Raw genomic sequence first — 19,241 nt, forward strand, 5'->3', positions numbered from 1 at the left:
ATGTCCCATGCCGCGCTGCTGGGAGCCGTCCATGCCGTCGGTGTCGACCGGGTGCTGTTCTCCATCGACTACCCCTTCGAGTCCAGCGCCGAAGCAGTGAAGTTCCTGCGTTCCGCACCGTACGCGCCGGCCGACCTCGCAAGCATCGCGCACGGCAACGCCGACCGCCTTCTGGGGCTGTGAGGAGCCACGATGCCGAAAGCAGTGCGATTTGCAGAGTACGGGGGCATAGACGTACTGAACGTGGTCGACGTCGAACGGCCCGAGCCCGGTGCACGGCAGGTGCTCGTCAAGGTGGTGGCCGCCGGGATCAACCCGGGTGAGGCCGTGATTCGGCGAGGGTTCTTGCACGACAGGCTTCCGGCGGCGTTTCCGTCGGGGCAGGGCAGCGACCTGGCCGGGACCGTCGAGGAACTCGGCGCGGGAGCCACGGGATTCGCCATCGGTGACGAAGTGATCGGCTTCACCCACAACCGGGTCAGCCACGCCGAGTACGTGATCGTGGACGAGGACCACCTCACCCCCCGACCGGCGGGCGTCCCGTGGGAACAGGCCGGCGCGCTCTACGTCGCCGGTACCACGGCATACGCGGCGGTACACGCCCTCACGGTCAAGCGCGGCGAGACCGTCGTCGTCTCCGGGGCCGCCGGCGGGGTGGGCTCACTCGCCGTACAACTGGCGCGACACGCCGGGGCCACTGTCATCGGTCTGGCGAGCGAACCCCACCACGCATGGCTTGCCGGGCACGGAGCGATTCCGGTGACCTACGGCGACGGCGTCGCCGACCGCGTCCGCACCGCGGCGTACGGCACGGTTGACGCCTTCATCGACACCTACGGCGCTCCCTACATCGAACTGGCGCTGGAACTCGGCGTACCCAGTGGACGGATCAACACGATCATCGACTTCCCGGGCGCGGCGAGGCACGGCACCAAGGCGGAGGGCAGCGCGGCGGCATCGAGCGCCTACGTACTGCGGGAGCTCGCCGCGCTGATCGCCGATGGTGCACTGGAAATCCCCATTGCAGGCGTCTACCGGCTCGACGAAGTCCGGGCGGCCTTCCGGGAGCTGGAGCGCCGACACACGAACGGCAAGATCGTTCTCAGGCCCTGAGGGGCAGTCGGACCGGCGGTCGCCCCGTCACGCGAGCGAGCCGTTAAACCAAGCACATCCCTGAACGGAGCACGACCATGGCCACGTCGTCACCACCCGAGATCCACACCCGGTGGTCCTCCAAGGACGCCGCCGATCAGTTCACCGTCGATAACCCCGCGACCGGCGCGCCACTGGCCGTCGTGCACGGTGCCGGCGACAAGGAAGTCGACCAGGCCGTACAGGCGGCCTACGACGCGCACTTCTCCTGGAAGGCCCGCACCGCCCGAGAACGCGGCAGTTGGCTGCGGAAGATCGCTCAGGCAGTGCGCGAGCACGCCGACGAGATCGCGGCCCTGGAGTGCAGCGACAACGGCAAACCACTGACCCAGGCGCGCAACGGGGACGTGAACGCGGCGATCGGGATCTTCGAGTACTTCGCGAGTCTGTGCGACTCCATGCCCGGCCAGGTCAACGACGGCGGAAGCCTCCTGGACATCACGGTGCTCGAACCCTACGGCGTCATCGCCTCGATCGTGCCGTTCAACTGGCCGCCGATCCACACCGCCAGCAAGCTGGCCCCGGCACTGGCCGTCGGCAACGCGGTGGTCATCAAGCCGCCGGAGCAGGCTCCGCTCTCATCCATGCGCATGGTGGAGATCATCCAGTCCGTCCTGCCCGACGACGTGGTCCACATCATCCCCGGCACCGGCTCGATCGGGTCCCGGCTCGCGGGGCACCCGCTCGTCGGCAAAATCTCGTTCACCGGGTCGCCCACCACCGGCGTCTCGGTCATCAAGACCGCGGCCGACAACCTGACCCCGACCCTGATGGAGCTCGGCGGCAAGGACCCGTTCATCATCTTCGAGGACGCGGACCTCGACCTGGCGCTGCCATGGGCGATCGAGGGCGGTCTCTACAACCAGGGTGAGGCCTGCACCTCGGCGTCCCGCGTTCTGGTACACGCCGACATCTACGACGAGGTCGCGCGCCGCTACGGCAACGCGGTGAAGCGGCTGCGCGTCGGCAACGGCGTCGATCCCGGCACGCACATCGGACCGATGGTGTCCGCCGCCCAGCGCAAGCGGGTGCTCGACTACATCGACATAGGCGTCAAGGAAGGTGCCACGATCGCGGCGCAGGCGCCGCTCCCCGACGACCCGGAGCTAGCGGGCGGCTTCTACGTCGCGCCGACGCTGTTCACCGGCGTTCGCCCGGACATGCGCATCGCGCAGGAGGAGATCTTCGGCCCGGTCATCTCGATGATCCCGTTCCGTGATGAGGACGAGGCCGTCAGGATCGCCAACGGCACCGACTTCGGCCTGGTCGCCGCAGTGTTCACGCGGGACTCCGAACGTGCGCTGCGGGTCAGCCGCGCCCTGCACACCGGGTTCGTCTTCGTGAACAACTACAACCGGAATTTCACGGGCACGCCGTTCGGCGGTGTCGGTGCGAGTGGCTACGGCCGGGAGACTTCGGCGCAAACCCTGCAAGAGTACGGCTACAGCAAGAACATCCGTCTGCTCTCCGGGAGGGGCGAGCTCCCGCGCTGGGCGCCGGCCCTCGAAGTCACCGGACGAGCCCAGTGAACGGGCTGCTCGGTTCGAACTGGTCCGGATTCCAAGGGATGTCCTAGGAGCATGCGCTCGACACGCGACTCTTCCCACTGAGGGGCAGGGAAGATCCCGGGCACGGCCCGCTGACCAGACGCAAGATCAACTAACTGTGCAACAGCCCTGCGGGGCGTTGTGGTCGAGGAGTCTGCCCGTTTGGCCAGGCAGAACAGTCAGAAAGGACGGCCGGGCGTGGAGCCGTCCCACCCCAGAATGAAGGTGTTGCCGATGGCCGGCCTCCTCGGCGGCGTACGCGTGTATGACGGAGCCAGATGCATGACGGCCGCAGGCAGGTGCCCGCCAACCCGTCGGCGCTGTGGGACGCGGTACTTCGGCACCTCTGCCGGCTTCAGGTCGACGGCCTCAGCGTGGGATGCGAAGAGAGCAGATGTAAACGAGTGCCGCGTTCGGATCGCAATGCTCCGCTCCGGTAAGCGGGGCTGCCCAGAGTCATGGAGTGGAGCGCGGTCGTCGACGGCTGGCTGACAGAAGGACAGGAAGCATGACGTTGGTCAATGGGTGGGTGGATGTTCACGCGCACTTCTTGCCGCCGCTTACCGAAGAGCAGCGGCTCAAGCAGTGGGAAGGCCTGCGCGCGATGCGGTTCCTAGCGACAAGGCCATATGACTGGAGTCCGGAGGCCGCCTTGGACTACATGGACCGGACCGGTATCGCCATGCAGTTGCTCAGCAACATCCACACCCCCTCACTGCAGGCATTGCGTGATTCCAACTACTACGGAGCGAAGATCGTCGCAGACCATCCGACCAGGTTCGGGTTGTTGGCAGCACTTCCCACCGACGATCCTGAGGCGGCGCTGGCCGAGATAGAACGGGCCCAATCGGACCTGCACGCTGACGGATACGCGGTGAGCGCGCGGTACAACGGGGTGTTTCTCGGTGACGAGCGGTTGGAACCGGTGTGGGCCGAGCTGAACCGCCGCCGTGCCGTTGTCTTCGCCCACCCGAATACGATCGCGCCGGCGCAACTCGGCCTCCCCGCCGTCTTGATGGACGTGGCGTTCGAGACCGCCCGGAGCGTTGTCGACATGCTCTACGCCGGAGTGTTCCGTCGTTACCCGGACCTGACGGTGGTCCTCGCCCATGCCGGTGGAGCGCTGCCCGCGATGTCCGGACGGCTGGGGCAGTTGGGGGCGGAGCCCTGGATGCCCAACTCGCAGAACATCACCCGGGAGGAGATTCGCGAGCATCTGGCCAGGCTGTACCTGGACACCGGCAACGCGGGAGCCGACGCCAGTCTCGCGCCGGCGCTCGCCATGGTCCCGCGTGAACACCTGGTCTACGGCTCCGACAGCGGCGCGCCGTGCAATACGGACGAGACGTTGGCGGCCAATATCCGGGCGCTCCGTGACTCCCGCGTGCTGGTCGAAGGTGAGGCCGACCAACTCGGCCATCGGGGCTGGGACCTGTTCCCGACCGCCAGCCGCCGCGCCGGCAGAAGCTGAACCGCTGGTCCAGCCGCCTGCCGCCTGCCGCCTGCCGCCTGCCGCCTGCCGCCTGTCACCGGAAACGGGGAGCGGACCTGCTGCGTCCTGGGCAGGAGAAAACCCGCCCGGGTTGCTGCCGTCCCCGCATCGACTCCGGCTGACAGGACTTGGCCTCCCAACCCGCCCAACGCGTGAGTGGGGGCGGTTCGACACCTCGGACTCCTGGTGCGCGGTCGGAAAGGCCAAGGCCAAGACCAGCACCGTCACCGGTGCATTCGCTCTTTCCGGCCTCACGCGTGCCCAGGACCGACGCTGAACGGTGCAGGCAGCCGTAAGAAAGTGGGAAAGTCCATGATCAACAACACTCCTCGTCAGCACGTTGCGGGGCCGGACAGGCTGGGCCCATGAGCAATGAATTCCGCCTCGGAAGCGACCTGGTCGTCAACCGGCTCGGCTTCGGTGCCATGCGCCTGCCGTCCAAGGACGGTATCGGTGGGCCGGCACGCGACCCCGAGACCGGTCGTGCCGTACTGCGCCGCGCCGTCGAGCTGGGTGTGAACCACCTCGACACCGCCGACTTCTACGTCAGTGCCGGTGATGCGGTGCGCGCGAACACCCTGATCCGCGAGGCTCTCCATCCCTACGCGTCCGACCTGGTCATCGCCACCAAGGTGGGCCCTATTCGCCGCCCCGATGGCTTCCGCCGGGGCCGCCACCGCGGCCGACATGCGCGGCTTGGTGGAGGCCAACCTCGATGGCCTGGGCGTGGACCGCCTCGATCTGGTCTACCTGCGCATCGGTCGGATGGAACCCCCGCACGGCGAGTCGCTCGCCGAGCGCTTCGAGGCGCTCGCTGCGCTGCGGGAGGAGGGACTGATCCGTCACCTCGGCCTGAGCAACGTCGACACCGCCCATCTCACGGAGGCCCGCGCGATCGCCCCGGTCGTGGCGGTGCAGAACCAGTTCCACGCCGCCAAGCGCGACGACGTGCAGGTGTTGGCCGCCTGCGAGGAGGCCGACATCGCGTTCGTGCCCTTCTTCCCGCTCGGTGGCGGGCGGGAACTCGACGACGAGCGGCTGGCCAAGGTCGCGGCCCGGCACGGCGCCGCCGTGTCACAGATCGGCCTGGCCTGGCTGCTGGCCTCCTCGCCGGCGACCCTGGCCATTCCTGGCACAGGCTCTCTGTCACACCTGGAGGACAACATGGCCGTCGCCGGGATCACCCTCAGCGAGGAAGACCTCGCCGACCTCGCCTGACACCGAGGGCTGTCGAAACGCCTCAGGCGCAACCGTCACCAGCATCGTCGTGATGACGGGCGTGAGCACAGCGAACCGCGCCAGGCCGTGGTCATCGTCTTCTCATCGCCCAGCCGTGTGTGACGGAGGGTCAGCTACGCCTGGTCGAGCGCGGAACGAATGGGCCCTGTGCGCCGAGCGTGGCGGGGCGCCGGGTGTGGCGTCGGCGGGTCGCACTCCTCGGTGGCCGGATGCCTGCTGCGACCACCGCGGAGCCCACGAACACGGAAAGCACCGCAGGTGGTGCGTAGTACCGGGGTACCACGAGTACGGCGCAGGTCAGCCTCCCGGTACCACCGGATCGGGGTGATTCGGCACCTAGCGTTGCCGATATGGCGTCGAAGTGACGGACGCCGGAGCCCGAGAGAAAGAACGCACATGATCGACGCACGGCAGTTGACCAAGAAATACGGCGACAAGACGGCCGTCGACGGGCTGGACTTCGTCGTGAAGCCGGGCACGGTGACTGGCTTCCTGGGGCCTAACGGCGCGGGCAAGTCCACGACCATGCGCATGATCGTCGGCCTGGACGCACCGTCGAGCGGCTCCGTCACCGTGAACGGCCACCACTACGCCCGCCACCAGGCGCCGCTGCAGGAGGTCGGTGCTCTCCTGGAGGCGAAGTCGATCCACCCGGGCCGCTCGGCGTACAACCACCTCAAGGCACTCGCGCTGACTCATGGCATTCCGGGCCGCCGGGTCGACGAGGTCATCGACCTCGCCGGACTGGGCAGTGTGGCGAAGAAGCGGGCCGGTGCCTTCTCCCTCGGGATGGGGCAGCGGCTGGGCATCGCAGCGGCGCTGCTGGGTGATCCGCAGACGGTGATGCTGGACGAGCCCGTGAACGGGCTGGACCCGGAGGGGGTGCTCTGGATCCGCAACCTGCTCAAGGGGCTCGCCGACGAGGGCCGGACGGTGTTCGTGTCCTCGCACCTGATGAGTGAGATGGCCCTGGTGGCGGACCACCTGATCATCGTGGGACGCGGCCGGCTGCTGGCCGACACGACCGTGGCGGACCTGATCCGCGAGGCGGGCGGCGACACGGTGAACGTCGCGGCCCAGGACCCGGCGCGGCTGCGGGACGTGCTGGCCGGGCCGGGTGTCGACGTCACCGGACGGATCGGCTCCGAGGAACTGCAGGTGACCGGGCTGTCGGCCCGCGAGATCGGGTTGAAGGCGGCCGAGCACGGGATCGCGCTGTTCGAGTTGAGCGCGCGGACCGTATCACTGGAGGAGGCGTTCATGGACCTGACCAGGGATGCCGTGGAGTACCACGGCACCACGACCGGGATCGAGACCATCGAGACCATCGAGGCCGTCGGGAGGCCCGCATGAGCACCCTCACCGCAACCGCCGAGGAATCCCGCACCACCCCGGCCCGACCCGTCTACCGGGTGACCGGACGGCGCGTACTCGGCTCCGAATGGGCCAAGCTCTGGTCCCTGCGCTCGACATGGATCACCCTGGGCCTCGGCCTGCTCTTCCTGGTCGCCTTCGGCCTCATCGCCGCGACTCGCTACAAGTCGGGAATCGACTCCGGCAACATGGACTCGGACTTCGCCGACTCGACGACCGTCAGCCTGTCCCTGTTCGGCACGAACTTCGCCCAGCTGGCCCTCGGCGTGCTCGGCGTGCTGGTCACGGCGGGTGAGTACTCGACCGGCATGATCCGCTCGACCCTCGCGGCGGTACCCCGCAGGCTGCCCGTCCTGTGGTCCAAGGCGGCCGTGTTCGGATTGGTCGCCCTGGCCGTGGGAACGATCGGCGCGTTCGTTACCTTCCTGATCGGAAGCGGCATCGTCTCGGGCACGCCCGCGGACATGAGCTTCTCCCACGCAGGTGTCCTGCGGAGCCTGCTGGGCGCGGGCCTCTACCTCGGCCTGGTCGGGGTGATCGGCGCAGCCCTGGGCGCGCTGCTGCGCTCGGTGGCCGGCGGGATCTCGGTCCTGGTGGCTTCCCTGATGCTGATCCCCGGCCTGATCTCACTGCTGCCGAGCTCCTGGCAGAACGACATCAGCCCCTACCTGCCGTCGAACGCGGGTGAGGCGATGTTCGCCCTGACTCACGACTCCACGTCCCTGTCGCCGGGTGCCGGCCTGCTGGTGTTCCTGTGCTGGACGGTGCTGGCGCTGGGCGGCGCGGCGTACCGGCTCGTACGTAGTGACGTCTGACGCCCGCAGCATGGACGGGTGACATCCGTGACCACTGATGACATCAACGGGATGGGACCGCTGGTCGCCCTACTGTCCCGGGGCGGCCAGCGGCTGCGGCAGGCCGACCAGGCGCATCCGTGGGTGCTGGACACCGCGGTCGTCGTCCTGGTCTTCCTGATGTTCTGCCTCCCCGACCTGATCCACGGCGGTGTGGACGACGCCGACAGCCCGGCCCGTGTCCGGGTCGCCTTCACCCACCTGCCCATCGCGGGAATGCTGGCCCTGCAGGCCGGGCTGGTACTGCCCCTGCTGTGGCGGCGGCGCACGCCCGCGGGAGCCTTCGGCGTCATCGCCGTGGTGTTCGTCCTCCAATGGTCCCTGGGTGCCGCGATGCGCGCGGACATCGCTCTCTTTGTCGCTCTGTACAGTCTGGCCCTGCACGGGCGACTGCGGCAGCTGCCGTGGGCCTGTGCGGTCATGGCGGGCGCCATGGTGCTGGTCGCGGTCCGTGCGTCCTCGGTGGTGTCCGTGTGGGACGCGCTGTTCTTCCTGCTGAGCACGGCGACCGCGGCGCTCGCGGTCGGCATGGTGGTCCGGATCCGCCGGGCCCAGCTCGCCGGACTGCGTGAGAGGGCCGCCCGGCTGGAGGTCGAGCGCGACCAGCGCAGCAGGCTGGCCACGGCCACCGAACGCACCCGTGTGGCGCGGGAGATGCACGACATCGTCGGCCACAACCTGTCCGTCATCATCACGCTCGCCGGCGCCGGCGCCTACGCCGCGGACCTTCAACCCGAACGCGGCAAGGAGGCCCTGCAGCTCATCGGCGACACCGGACGACACGCCCTCGGTGAGCTGCGGCGCGTGCTCGGAGTGCTGCGCGAGGCCGTGGACGGTTCCCCGGACGGGCCCGAGCTCAGCCCGCAGCCCGGCATCGCGGACATCGACGCGTTGTGCGCCAAGGTGCGCACCGCCGGACTGGAGGTCGTCTACCGGACCTACGGCGACGTGGACACCCTGGACAGCGGGGTCCAGCTGACGGTGTACCGCATCATCCAGGAAGCCCTCACCAACACGCTGAAGCATGCCGACTCCGGCACCCGGGTACACCTGGCGATCCTCGTCGAGGACAGCCGACTGACCATCCGGGCCCTGGACACCGGTCCGGCCACACCGTCCGGACCGCCGAACGAGGAAGGACACGGGCTGGTGGGGATGCGGGAGAGAGCGGTCTTGTTCGGCGGAACCGTCAGCGCGGGACCGACGGACGGCGGAGGATGGAGCGTCGAGGCCGTCCTCGACCTCACGCCGGGAAGCGGCGGTGACCGATGACCACCGTGCTCATCGTGGACGACCAGCCGCTGCAACGTTACGGCTTCCACCTGCTCCTGGACGCCGTCCCCGAGACCGATGTCGTCGGTGAGGCCGGACACGGCGCCGAGGCCGTCCGCAAGACGGCCGAACTGCGCCCGGACGTCGTCCTGATGGACGTCCGCATGCCCGGCATGGACGGCATCGAGGCCACCCGCCGCATCGTCGCCGCCGGCGGCCGTTCACACGTCCTCGTGCTCACGACGTTCGACCTCGACGAGTACGTCCATGCCGCCCTGCGGGCCGGCGCGAGCGGGTTCCTCCTCAAGGACGCGCGTCCCGAGGAGCTCCTCGCCGGGATCCGCGCGGTCGCCGTCGGTGACGCGGTCATCGCGCCCGCTCTCACCCGCCGCCTCCTTGAGGAGTTCGCCCAGTACGTCCCCTCCCACAGAACCGACCCCGCCGAGGATCCGAGGCTCACCTCGCTGACCGACCGTGAGCGCGAGATCCTCGTGGCTATCGGCAAGGGCTGGAACAACGGGGAGATTGCCGCGCGGTTCGTTCTGTCCGAGTCCACGGTCAAGACGCATGTCGGCCGTGTCCTGGCCAAGATCGGGGCCCGTGACCGCATCCAGGCCGTGATCTTCGCCTACGACCACGGCCTCGCCCGGCCCACCGCGGACTGAACGGACGAGCGGCGGCCTGGAGGAACGCCGTCGGCCTGGGCACTGAGCGCCGATTGGAAGGTGCCTTTGTTGTGCCACCGGCGACCGCAGGGACTCCTCGGCGGGCCCGGTAGGCACAGCACACCTTCCTCCTGAGCAGGGGGGCGGCCTGCCAGGTGTCTACACTCACGTGAGATCGGGTGAACTCACGGGAGGAGTCGGGATGCCGCGCAACCGCCAGCAGATTCCCCGGGAGGAGCGCGCGGGTGATCTGCTAGCCGCGGCCACCGAGCTCTTCCTGGCGAAGGGCTACGCCAAGACCACGATGGCGGACATCAGTTCCGCCGCCGGCGTGGCCCGGGGCAACGTCTATTGGTACTTCGACTCCAAGGACCACATCTTCGCCGCCGTCATCAACCGCATGCTCAGTCGCGAGATCCGCATCCTGAACGAGGAGCAGGCCGGTGCCGACCCACTGAGCCGCCTGGTGCGCGGGCTGTCCGACATGCGCTATTCCCGGCCGCTGCACCAGGCCATGCACGACCGGCTTCCCCATTCGGAGGCAGTTCGCGAGGCCCACAACACCTTCCTGAACTGGATCGTCGGACTGGTCGACGAGTTCATGGCCGAGCGCGGCCTCGACGACGCCCCTGGCATCGATGCCGCGCTCGTCCGCGATGTCGCGGTCGCCGTCTTCGAAGGGGCGCACGTGCCCAACGACTGGAACAGACCGGCCCACGAGATGATCCGGTTTCTGTTGGAGTCCGTCGTGGCCAGGAGTTCAGCGGCCAAGGGGCGGAAGCGCTGAGCGCGGTACCTCAGACGAGGTGAGGCCCGACTCCCGCTGACACCGCCCGCCCCGCACCGGCCGCTTCCTCGTCCCGGGGCGGAAGCGACGCCCCGCGCAGCATGTCGAGCACGGCGGCGGGATCCGCGGGAGCCTGCCTGCCCCGCCAGCCGACGTGACCGTCCGGGCGGACGAGCACCAGAGGCCGCTCGTACAGCTCCTCGGCGACCGGGTCGGCGAGGCGCAGCACCGTCAACGGCACACCACCCCGGCGGGCGGCCTTCTCCAGAGGCGTCGGGTCCGCGGAACCCGAGACCACCAGCGTGAACCCGCGCCCGAAGTGGTCGAGCACCGAACTGCCGTCGGGCAGCCAGACGTGCGGGGCGCGGCAGCCGGGCCATGTCGATGGAACGTAGTCGTCCGGCTCGTCGGGCGGCTCCGGACTGCCGTCCGGCACACAGATCGGGGAACCGCTGTAGCGGTATCCGAGCTGGACGCCCGTGCAGCGGAACTCCTTGGCCCGGGACCGGCGGATCTCCTCGCCCAGCTCACGTCGCAGCCGTTCGCCTTCCGCGTCCATGCGGTCGAGCGCCGGATCGGGGACGAGCTGCGCGTCGGCCTTCCAGTTGCTGGAGGCTTCAGTGACGTTGCGGACGGCGATCGGCCGCCGCTCCTGCTCGTAGCTGTCCAGGAGCGCCGGGCCTCCCCATCCCTGGAGTGTCGCGGCGAGCTTCCAGCCGAGGTCCACGGCGTCACCGATCCCGGTGTTGGCTCCGAAGCCCCCCTTGGGCCACAGCAGATGCGCCGCGTCGCCCGCGAGGAACACCCGCCCCTCACGGTAGGTGCGGGCCACGACGCAGTGTCCGCTCCAGGGCTGCGCTGCGAGGATCTCCACGTCGATCGGCGCACCGGCGGCCTCGCGTATCCAGGCGACCGCGTCATCGGGGTCGGGCTCCTCGTCCAGGTAGACCGAGAGCCGCCATTCGTCCACGCCGTTGACAACCGTGATGTAGGGCCTGCGTGCCGACGACAGGGTGTGGATCTGCACCGCGGGGCCGCCCAGCCGCTCCCGCAGCAGGTCCAGTAGCTGGGGCGCACGGAAGTGCACGGCGAAGTTGTGACCCTGGGCGAACATGCCCTCGAACTCGATGCCGAGTGCCCGACGGATGCCGCTGCGGCCTCCGTCGCAGGCCACCAGGTACGTGGCGGCCAGCGTCTCGGTGGCACCGCTCGCCACGTCGCGCACCATGGCCAGGACACCCTCGGAGTTCTGCTCCATCGACTCCAGGCGGGTGCCGTACCTGATCTCGACTCCCGGCAGTCCACTGGCCGTGCGTGCGAGCAACGGGACGAAGGAGAATTTGGACAGGAACGCGGGACCCTCCGGCGTCAGCGGGCTGTATACGCCCGAAGACCGGTTGGTGACCCCGTAGTTGAAGCCGGTGAGGACGCGCCCCGTGGCGGAGGTGGCGAACACCGTGCGGTGTGGGTAGTCCGGGGGCGGTGCCGACTCCGTGCGTGCCTCTTCCGCGCAACCCCAGCGGCGCAGATGTTCCATGGTGCGGGAAAAGATCGCCTCACCTGCTGGAAAGGGCACGTGGCCGTCGCCCTGATCGATCACGGTGACCGGTACACCACGCCACCCCAACTCGATCGCGAGGGCGAGGCCCACAGGCCCTGCTCCCACGACCAGGACGCGCCGGGATGCGGCTCTCTCGTGCTGGTCAGACATTGAAGATCTGCCTTCCTGAGCAAGGGTCGGACTGTTCATGGTCCTATCTCTTGAACCGGGGTCAGAGTTACACGAGTGTGTCTCCGTAGGGAAGACCTGGAAAAACACAAGACTTTTGACCGATCGTGTGCGGTGCTACGCTCGTCTTGGGTTCAAGAGATAGGGAGCGTCATGGTGACTCCCGCTGATCACAGCGATGCCAGGAGCTACCGCCTGGCTCTGGTTGCCGGCTACCACCACGACATCGACGGAGGCCGGGCCGCTGCCGGGATCGACCTGTCAGCAGACGGCAGACCGTCCACGTGACTGCCAATATCCGGCAGCCCGATGGTGCCTACGTCCTGGACCGCGTCCAGTGGCGCATCACGCGCCGTACCTCAAGGCCGTTGCGCCCCACGGGCCGGCGTCGGCCACAAGCAGGGACTCTTCCTGCGGTCCGGCACCGAGGTGCGCATCGAGATCGAGGGCATCGGCGCCCTTGTCAACATCTGCGCTTGACGGACCGGGCGCTTCGGCGGCGGCGTTCCAGCCGGAGAAATGCCGCCCTCACCACACGATTCCGGCAGACAACGGAGGACATGACGACATGAGTACGGAAGCCAAGGACAGCTTCGGTGGCGGAGACCCCTGGAAATACATCCAGCCGTGGGACGAGGAGCGTTTCGGCCCGGAGGTCCACGACGTCAACCAGCGCGTGAAGTGGGAAATGGCCATGGCCATCGCCGGTGGCCTGCCGTACATCTGGCAGGAACTGGCCCGGCCGATCTCCGAGATCGTCTACGGTCTGCTCGAACTCCGTGCCGGAGACCGAGTGTTGCTCATCGGTGAGGGCATCGCGCCCGCCGGATGGGTCGAGGACATGCAGGCCCTGGTGGGGCCGGACGGCGTTATCGACACCGTGGAGATCATCAAGGACGGACGAAACGCCGTCCTGGGCAAGGTCCCCGGCCGGAACGGGCAGATCGGCTGCTGGCGCTGGTCGTACACGGACGCGGTGGACGACGAGGCATACGACTGCGTCGCCGTGCTGCAGGCCACACAGCACTCCGACGACTGGCAGGAGACAGCCGCGGACCTGCTACGGGTGATGAAGCCCGGCCGGCGCATCGTGCTGGCCGAAGCGGTCCTGAAGGGAACGACGTTCACCTCCCGTATCAACTCCGACGTCCACCTTCGACAGTGGTTCGACAAACTCTTCGCGCACGTCCCCGTGGACGACATCCCCTACTACTCCGGAGAGCAGATCCGCGAGGCGTTCGGGGACAAGGTCGACAGCCCTCAGGTGATGGAGTGGAAGGGCATCGAGATGTACTGGGGCCGCAAGAGGTGACCACAGTCACGGGCTTCGGCCAGCAGGCCGCGGCACACATTCCCTCCCCGTCACCCGGGTTGATCCACCCATTGACTGAAGGACAAGGAGGTCCCCGTGAGTGTCGTTGAAGACATCATGGTCCTGGGCTCCGACCATCCGCTGCGCAGTGTCGTCCGCGACGAGGACCTGCTGCTCTCGCCGCCGCATCCCCCGAAGGTGCCCGTCAAGCTGTGGGCGGAGCACCCGCCGCTGACCGTGGTGCACTACCCGCAGCAGTACGAGCCGGAGGCGTTCGCCCCTCCGCGCGGCGTCTACGAGAACGATGAGATCCGCGTCGAGTGGCAGAAAATGGACGGCCGGCAGCCGTTCTACCACCGCAACTGCGACGTCGACGAGATCTCGTACCAGATCGGCGGCGAGCGGACGCTGATGTCCGAGCTCGGTGTGATCGAGTTCCAGCCCGGTGAGTTCTCCCGTATCCCGCGTGGCGTCGCCCACGACAACTACGGCCGTGAGGACAGCCACCTGCTGTTCTACATCCCCGCACCGGTCACCGAGCTGGCACCGGCCCAGCGGGAGTCCGGGGCCATGCTCCCGCCGTTCCCCGGCTGGCAGCCCGGCGAGGCCAACGAGGCGATCACTCAGTGCATGGCCGCGCTCGGCCATGACATCACCGTCTTCGGGGTCGACGAACAGCTCCTGCTCGAGCAGGTGCACCAGGAGGACCGGCGGATGGCGGTGCTGCGGGCCGATCCCGGGCAGGACGTCACCTGGCTGTACACGACCGATCGCATCCGCCTCGGCATGTTCACCACCACCCCTGGTGGACAGCGCCGCTACCGGCGCACTCTCGACGCCGACGAGATCCAGTACCAGGCTCATGGTCACCGCACGCTGATCACCCAGCGGGGCGTCGTCGACCTCGAACCGGGCGACTTCGTGCGCATCCCGCTCGGCATCTCCCACACCAGCGTCGCGTCCGAGCCCGGTGACTACGTCAGTCTTCTCTCGCACCAGGAACTGCCCCAGGTCGCCGAGACCACGCGTACGGCAGACGCCTATACCCCCGAACGGCTTCCGAGCCTCAGTGTGGAGGTCCGCTGATGGCCACGATGCTTGCCCTGCGAGCACACCAGGGCGCCGAAGCACTCGTCCTGGACGAGATGCCCGTCCCCGAGCCAGGTCCGCTCGACGTGGTCGTGAAGGTCGCCTCCGCCGGCCTGGCCCCGGGGATCATGCGCCTGCTGCGGATGGGAGCGCTCAAGCATCTGCCCACCACCCTCGGCCACGAGGCCGCAGGAGTCGTCTCCGCCGTCGGCCGCGATGTCACGGGTCACGCGGTCGGCGACCGGGTGCGGGTCCACCCCTTGCTGAACTGCCGTGAGTGCGACTACTGCCGTTCCGGCCGGGACATGATGTGCGCCCAGCAGGCCATGCTCGGCCACGCAGCCTTCGGCGATGCCCGGATGCCCCTGTATGAGCAGTACCACGACGGCGGACTCGCGGAGTACGTCCGTGTCCCGCACTGGCTGATCGATTCCCTGCCGGACTCCGTCGGCTTCGATGTCGCGGCCAAGGTCCAGGATCTGGCCAACGCCGTGCGCGCACTCAAGTGCGCCGACCTTCCGGAACGGGCCACTCTTGTGGTCACCGCCGCGACCGGCACCATGGGAACCGCGACGGTCAAACTCGCGGAGCACTTCGGAGTCGCCCGTCTGATCCTCGTCGGCCGCGACACCGAGCGCCTCCACCGCGTCGCCGGGCTCGCCGGCGGCGTACCGGCCAGCGTCGTCGCACTCGACGAACTCCCTGAGAACTGGCCGAGCGACGGCACTCTCACCCGCAGGCTCCGCGAGCTGGCACCCGAGGGAGCCCATGCCGTCATCGACTTCATCCCGGACGGTCCCGCCCTCGGCCAGACCATGGCCGGCATGGCCACCGGCGGCACACTCGTGCACATGGGCGGCAACTCCACCCCACTGTCGCTGCCTCCCATCGCCCTGATGATGCATTGCTGGCGCTTCGTCGCCACTCGCGCGTGCACCCGCCAGGACACGACGGATGTCCTGCGTCTGCTCGACAGGGGCACCCTCACCGCCGACGAGCTCATCACCCATCGGTTCCCGCTCACCGAAGCGCTCAAGGCCATGGACGCCATGGAGCAACGTGCCGACGACCCGATGTGGATGACCGTGATCAACCCCTGACCCGACGCACGAGCACGTCACGGCTCCACGGAGCCGCCTCACAACAGCGAGAGGATGCCGGGAAAGTGTCCGAATCAGAAGCCGTACGCAGCCAGGTACCGCCCCTGATCGCGGTGATCGGGGCGGCCGGGCTCTGCGGTACGTACGTGCTGGAGGCCGCGCTGCGAGCTCCATTCCGGGTCCGGGCCGTGGTGCACGGCCCGGCAGGGCGGGAACGAGTGGCTGCCCTGGGCGTGGACGACATCGTCGAGGCCGATTTGGAGAAGCCGGACACCGTCCGTCAGGCGCTGAAGAACGCAGACTTCGTGTTCATGATTCCGCCGGCGTTCCACCCGGAGGAAGACGTGCTCGCGATCAGGGCACTTGAGGCGGCTGAGCACGCGAGCGCGCGCCGGTTCGTGTACCTGTCCGTCCTCCACCCGCATACCCCAGGGCTGCGCCACCACCTGCGCAAGGCGAACGCCGAGGCCGCAGTGCGGGCCTCGCGGCTGAGCTGGACGATCCTCCAGCCCTCGATGTTCGCGCAGATCGTCCTGTCGACGTGGGGGAGGGCTCCGGCCGGCCCCGTCGAGGTGCCGTTCGACGTCGACAACGAGTTCTCGTTCATCGACTTGCGTGACCTCGGCGAAGCCGGCATCAGGGTGCTGTCCGAGTCGGGGCACGACTCGGCGACCTACGAACTCGCGGGACCCGCCCTGACGTTGGCCGAGGCGGTGCGCTTCGCCGGGCGTGCACGAGGAGTGGATCTGGAGGCTAGGACAGTGGACTGGGCGGACGCACCGCTCCCGCCGGGAGCAGCCGACTCTGCATCCCGGGCCTCGGACATGCGCGCCATGTGGCAGGACTATGACCGGCACGGCCTGCGCGGCAACAGCAACGTCCTGCGGATGCTGCTCGGCCGTGGACCCGCGTCCTTCGAGGAAGCGGCGATAGCGTTCGCCGCGCGAGGCTGAGCGCTCTCGACGCAGTCGGGGGTGTCTCCCCTGAAGGAGGGAAGGCACCCCGCGTAGGGACTGCAACGGAAAACCGCCGCGGCGCCGACGGCTGCTTGTACGCGGCAGCACGGTGACCTGCGGCGTGATGCGTCCAGTTGGCCTCGACGGAGGATCGCCAGTCCGAGGTCGCCGGGGAGTGATCACGCCGACATGGGGCGGCCCATATCCTCGGTCTGCTTCTGATCCGGGCGTGTGCGTTGTGCACGATCGCCGACGAGAGGCTGACCAGGCTGCGTTGGCGCAGTGACTCCAGCGGAACGACCAGGTCGTCCCGCATCGATGTACGGGGGAGTTCGGGCTCGCATGCTCAGCGGCGGTAGATGGCCGCCTTGCCGACGTCAGCGCTGCGGGCGATGCACTCGACAGAGAGATCGGCCAACGGAACGCCGTCCTCGCACAGCTCCATCACCGCTTCCGTGGCTCTCGGTACGGCGCATGTCTTTCCGTCCTTTCGCTCGCAGCGCACCGGTGAACGTCGCACGTCCGCGCGGTGACTCCGCCCCCAGAGCAGCACCCACCTGCGCCTGACGACCTGTGTCCCGCTCAGGCCCGGCTGCGCACGGTGCGCGCGAAGCCCCGGCGCGCAGGACAACGAACGGCGTCACCCACCCGCACCGCGATGGCCGCGTGGCGGTGGCCTTGGGCCGGGTGGACCAGGCGGCACGGCACGGGTGAGGTCACGCAGCGAACAGCGACGGGGCCCCACGACTTCCCGCCATGCTCGCGGCAGGCGAAGGCGCGATCGTCACCGTCGTCTCATGGACCCGCGCTCGCCTCGGCGCACTCCGTACATCACCGTGAAGGCCGCCGCCCGGGACTCCACCCGTACCTCTTCGGTAGTTGGCTGGGCGTCAGGGAAGGAGGAGTACTTTGCCGGTCTGCCGTTGGCTTTCGAGGTAGGTGTGGGCTTCGGCTGCTTCTTCGAGGGGGTAGGCGCGGTCGATGATGGGGTTGATTTTTCCGTCTGCCAGCAGTTCCAGGCACAGTTGTTGGTCGCGCAGGGTTGCGCCGCGCACGCTGGCGATCTTGACCTGTTGGCCGATGAGGGCGAGTGCGTCCAGTTCGAGGCGGGATCCCTGGTCGGTCGGTGTACCCAGGACGATGACCGTGCCGCCGAGGCGTGTGCAGGCAAGGGAGAGCTGGAAGAAGTCGTTGCCGCCGACGCAGTCCCAGACGGCGTCGGCGCCCAGGCCGTGGGTCAGCTCCCGTACCTGTGCCGGCATCCGGGGATCGGTGGAGTGCACGATGTGGTCGTAGCCAAGCTTGCTGAGTGCTTCGTCGCGGTCCGGCTTGGTGGTGGTGCCGATGACGGTGGCTCCGCTCAGCTTGGCCAGTTGTGCGCAGGCGATCGCCATTCCGCCGCTGGCGCCGGTGATGACCACCGTGTCGCCGGGGCCGACGGGCGCTTGCCGGGCGCAGTTGAGCGGGGTGGTGTAGGTCCACATGGTGGCCGCGGCCGTCTCGTAGTCGACGCCGTCGGGGATGGGCAGGACGGCGTCCTGGCGGCGCGCGACGTACTGGGCGTATCCGCCGAAGACCTGGTGTCCGGGGTAGGCGGTGTCGATACACAGGTTTTCGAGTCCGCGTACGCACAGGGCGCAGTTACGGCATGGCGGGTGCGGGAGCTGGACCGCCCTGTCGCCGGGGCGCCAGCGGGTGACGTTCTCGCCGGTGGCGACGATCTCACCGGCCGCGTCACGGCCGAGCTGGAACGGCAGGGGCCAGGCCGGCCTTCCCGGGAGAGGCTGCGGCAAGTTGCCCGCGCGGTAGCGCAGGTCCCAGCTGTTGACGGCCGTGGCGTGCACGCGCAGCAAGACGTCGTCGGGACCGACATCGGGGATCGGTGCCTCTATGTACTTGAGCACCTCGGGCCCGCCATGTTCGAACAGGCGGACCGCCATCATGGTCTGTTCCACTCTCACGTTCCTTCAGATCGTTACGCGGTTCATCGCAGGCCCGGCGCAGCCGCCGGCACCTCACCCGCCCCGGGAAGACCCTGCGCGAGCAGACCCCGACCATGCGGCTCATCCGGGGCGGACCAGGAAACTGACTAGTCCGACGATGCGGGGTAGCCCGTTGCGTGGCCTGGCCGTGGCGGTCGGTACGGGATGACAGACCGCCCGATTTCTTGACTGTGAGTCATGAGATGGGGCCGGGCATATCTGGCTACCTTACTGGCCTTGACTGGAAAGTACCCTAGAACTAGCTTGGCTCCAGTTCAAGAGAGGCGAGTAGGCGGGATCTCCACGTCACCCAGGAGCGCTCTGGAGCGGCAAGAGCCTCGTTCGGGCTGGGCCCAACCCAAGAGGGTGTACTCGCCCTCGGGCCCGGTCGCCGGACGCGTCCCGTCGACTCTGCGAGCCGGTCACGACCGGCACACCCCCTGACTGCTGCCAGGCCTTCAATGGCTGCGGCTCGAAGGGCCATCGGCCCCATCGCGAACGACGCGCACCCTCGCGGAGCGCAACAGCCATTGGCAGGACCCTGGCAATCACCTGCGCGCCCCAGAGGGAGAGTGGACATGCCCGACGACCGTTCCTTCCATGCCGTGAATCCGCCCGCCGAGCCCCGGACCAAGCCTCCTGCCGAGTCCACCCGGCGAAGATTCATCGCTGCGACCGCCGCTGCTGGGGG

At 68.5% G+C, this 19,241-nt stretch carries 15 protein-coding genes and 1 pseudogene; 14 read left to right on the forward strand and 2 right to left on the reverse strand.

All coding sequences use genetic code 11. The features are described 5' to 3' along the window. The 10 genes and pseudogenes from ACIRP7_RS44770 to ACIRP7_RS44815 all read left to right on the forward strand — a co-directional run. Window positions 1–183 (forward strand): amidohydrolase family protein (locus ACIRP7_RS44770; RefSeq protein ID WP_403672564.1); only part of this gene is annotated, 183 nt, incomplete at its 5' end. 9 nt (window positions 184–192) lie between these two features. Beyond that, the gene (locus ACIRP7_RS44775) at window positions 193–1,113 is read left to right on the forward strand and encodes an NADP-dependent oxidoreductase (protein WP_403672567.1); all 921 of its coding nucleotides are present in this window, start codon (window positions 193–195) and stop codon (window positions 1,111–1,113) included. 77 nt (window positions 1,114–1,190) lie between these two features. After that, window positions 1,191–2,681 carry an aldehyde dehydrogenase family protein gene (locus tag ACIRP7_RS44780; protein ID WP_403672569.1) on the forward strand — a complete coding sequence of 497 codons (1,491 nt, stop codon included), beginning with the start codon at window positions 1,191–1,193 and terminating at the stop codon, window positions 2,679–2,681. A 526-nt stretch (window positions 2,682–3,207) separates the two neighbouring features. Further along, window positions 3,208–4,170 carry an amidohydrolase family protein gene (locus ACIRP7_RS44785; RefSeq protein WP_403672571.1) on the forward strand — a complete coding sequence of 321 codons (963 nt, stop codon included), beginning with the start codon at window positions 3,208–3,210 and terminating at the stop codon, window positions 4,168–4,170. Between the two features lie 386 nt (window positions 4,171–4,556). Beyond that, window positions 4,557–5,409: pseudogene (locus ACIRP7_RS44790) on the forward strand (aldo/keto reductase). A gap of 417 nt (window positions 5,410–5,826) precedes the next feature. Further along, window positions 5,827–6,783, forward strand: coding sequence for an ABC transporter ATP-binding protein (locus tag ACIRP7_RS44795; RefSeq protein ID WP_403672574.1), 957 nt, complete (start codon window positions 5,827–5,829; stop codon window positions 6,781–6,783). Next, window positions 6,780–7,619 carry an ABC transporter permease gene (locus ACIRP7_RS44800; RefSeq protein WP_403672577.1) on the forward strand — a complete coding sequence of 280 codons (840 nt, stop codon included), beginning with the start codon at window positions 6,780–6,782 and terminating at the stop codon, window positions 7,617–7,619. The genes ACIRP7_RS44795 and ACIRP7_RS44800 overlap by 4 nt, the downstream gene beginning before the upstream one ends. Window positions 7,620–7,646: 27 nt before the next feature. After that, window positions 7,647–8,930: a sensor histidine kinase gene (locus ACIRP7_RS44805; protein ID WP_403672580.1), complete on the forward strand. Its 1,284-nt coding sequence runs from the start codon at window positions 7,647–7,649 to the stop codon at window positions 8,928–8,930. Next, window positions 8,927–9,595 carry a response regulator gene (locus ACIRP7_RS44810; RefSeq protein WP_403672583.1) on the forward strand — a complete coding sequence of 223 codons (669 nt, stop codon included), beginning with the start codon at window positions 8,927–8,929 and terminating at the stop codon, window positions 9,593–9,595. Before ACIRP7_RS44805 ends, ACIRP7_RS44810 begins: the two co-directional genes overlap by 4 nt. Window positions 9,596–9,797: 202 nt before the next feature. Continuing rightward, entirely contained in the window at window positions 9,798–10,382 is a 585-nt protein-coding gene (locus ACIRP7_RS44815) for a TetR/AcrR family transcriptional regulator (protein ID WP_403672586.1), read from the forward strand. 10 nt (window positions 10,383–10,392) lie between these two features. On the opposite strand, the gene ACIRP7_RS44820 is transcribed toward ACIRP7_RS44815, so the two are convergent. Beyond that, entirely contained in the window at window positions 10,393–12,093 is a 1,701-nt protein-coding gene (locus ACIRP7_RS44820) for an FAD-dependent monooxygenase (protein ID WP_403672588.1), read from the reverse strand. 586 nt (window positions 12,094–12,679) lie between these two features. On the opposite strand from ACIRP7_RS44820, the gene ACIRP7_RS44825 reads away from it, so the two are divergent. The 4 genes from ACIRP7_RS44825 to ACIRP7_RS44840 all read left to right on the forward strand — a co-directional run bounded on the left by ACIRP7_RS44825 (window position 12,680) and on the right by ACIRP7_RS44840 (window position 16,565). Next, the gene (locus ACIRP7_RS44825) at window positions 12,680–13,423 is read left to right on the forward strand and encodes a hypothetical protein (protein ID WP_403672591.1); all 744 of its coding nucleotides are present in this window, start codon (window positions 12,680–12,682) and stop codon (window positions 13,421–13,423) included. A gap of 96 nt (window positions 13,424–13,519) precedes the next feature. Beyond that, entirely contained in the window at window positions 13,520–14,509 is a 990-nt protein-coding gene (locus ACIRP7_RS44830; RefSeq protein ID WP_403672594.1) for a hypothetical protein, read from the forward strand. Further along, on the forward strand, window positions 14,509–15,612 hold the full coding sequence (locus ACIRP7_RS44835) for an alcohol dehydrogenase catalytic domain-containing protein (RefSeq protein ID WP_403672597.1): 1,104 nt from the start codon (window positions 14,509–14,511) through the stop codon (window positions 15,610–15,612). The genes ACIRP7_RS44830 and ACIRP7_RS44835 overlap by 1 nt, the downstream gene beginning before the upstream one ends. 65 nt (window positions 15,613–15,677) lie before the next feature. Beyond that, window positions 15,678–16,565 (forward strand): SDR family oxidoreductase, encoded by an 888-nt coding sequence (locus tag ACIRP7_RS44840; protein WP_403672600.1) that lies wholly within the window; start codon window positions 15,678–15,680, stop codon window positions 16,563–16,565. Between the two features lie 893 nt (window positions 16,566–17,458). On the opposite strand, the gene ACIRP7_RS44845 is transcribed toward ACIRP7_RS44840, so the two are convergent. After that, a complete protein-coding gene (locus ACIRP7_RS44845; RefSeq protein ID WP_403672602.1) occupies window positions 17,459–18,523 on the reverse strand; it encodes a zinc-binding alcohol dehydrogenase family protein in 1,065 nt (354 codons plus the stop codon). Between the last annotated feature and the right edge of the window lie 718 nt (window positions 18,524–19,241).

The sequence above is a fragment of the Streptomyces sp. NPDC102270 genome (assembly GCF_044766405.1).
Lineage (GTDB): Bacteria > Actinomycetota > Actinomycetes > Streptomycetales > Streptomycetaceae > Streptomyces.

Excerpts from the sequence above, each read along its gene's own strand:
- ACIRP7_RS44775 (WP_403672567.1), top strand. The coding sequence starts at position 193 with ATGCCGAAAGCAGTGCGATTTGCAGAGTACGGGGGCATAGACGTACTG.
- ACIRP7_RS44780 (WP_403672569.1), top strand. The coding sequence starts at position 1,191 with ATGGCCACGTCGTCACCACCCGAGATCCACACCCGGTGGTCCTCCAAG.
- ACIRP7_RS44785 (WP_403672571.1), top strand. The coding sequence starts at position 3,208 with ATGACGTTGGTCAATGGGTGGGTGGATGTTCACGCGCACTTCTTGCCG.
- ACIRP7_RS44795 (WP_403672574.1), top strand. The coding sequence starts at position 5,827 with ATGATCGACGCACGGCAGTTGACCAAGAAATACGGCGACAAGACGGCC.
- ACIRP7_RS44800 (WP_403672577.1), top strand. The coding sequence starts at position 6,780 with ATGAGCACCCTCACCGCAACCGCCGAGGAATCCCGCACCACCCCGGCC.
- ACIRP7_RS44810 (WP_403672583.1), top strand. The coding sequence starts at position 8,927 with ATGACCACCGTGCTCATCGTGGACGACCAGCCGCTGCAACGTTACGGC.
- ACIRP7_RS44815 (WP_403672586.1), top strand. The coding sequence starts at position 9,798 with ATGCCGCGCAACCGCCAGCAGATTCCCCGGGAGGAGCGCGCGGGTGAT.
- ACIRP7_RS44820 (WP_403672588.1), bottom strand. The coding sequence starts at position 12,093 with ATGTCTGACCAGCACGAGAGAGCCGCATCCCGGCGCGTCCTGGTCGTG.
- ACIRP7_RS44825 (WP_403672591.1), top strand. The coding sequence starts at position 12,680 with ATGAGTACGGAAGCCAAGGACAGCTTCGGTGGCGGAGACCCCTGGAAA.
- ACIRP7_RS44835 (WP_403672597.1), top strand. The coding sequence starts at position 14,509 with ATGGCCACGATGCTTGCCCTGCGAGCACACCAGGGCGCCGAAGCACTC.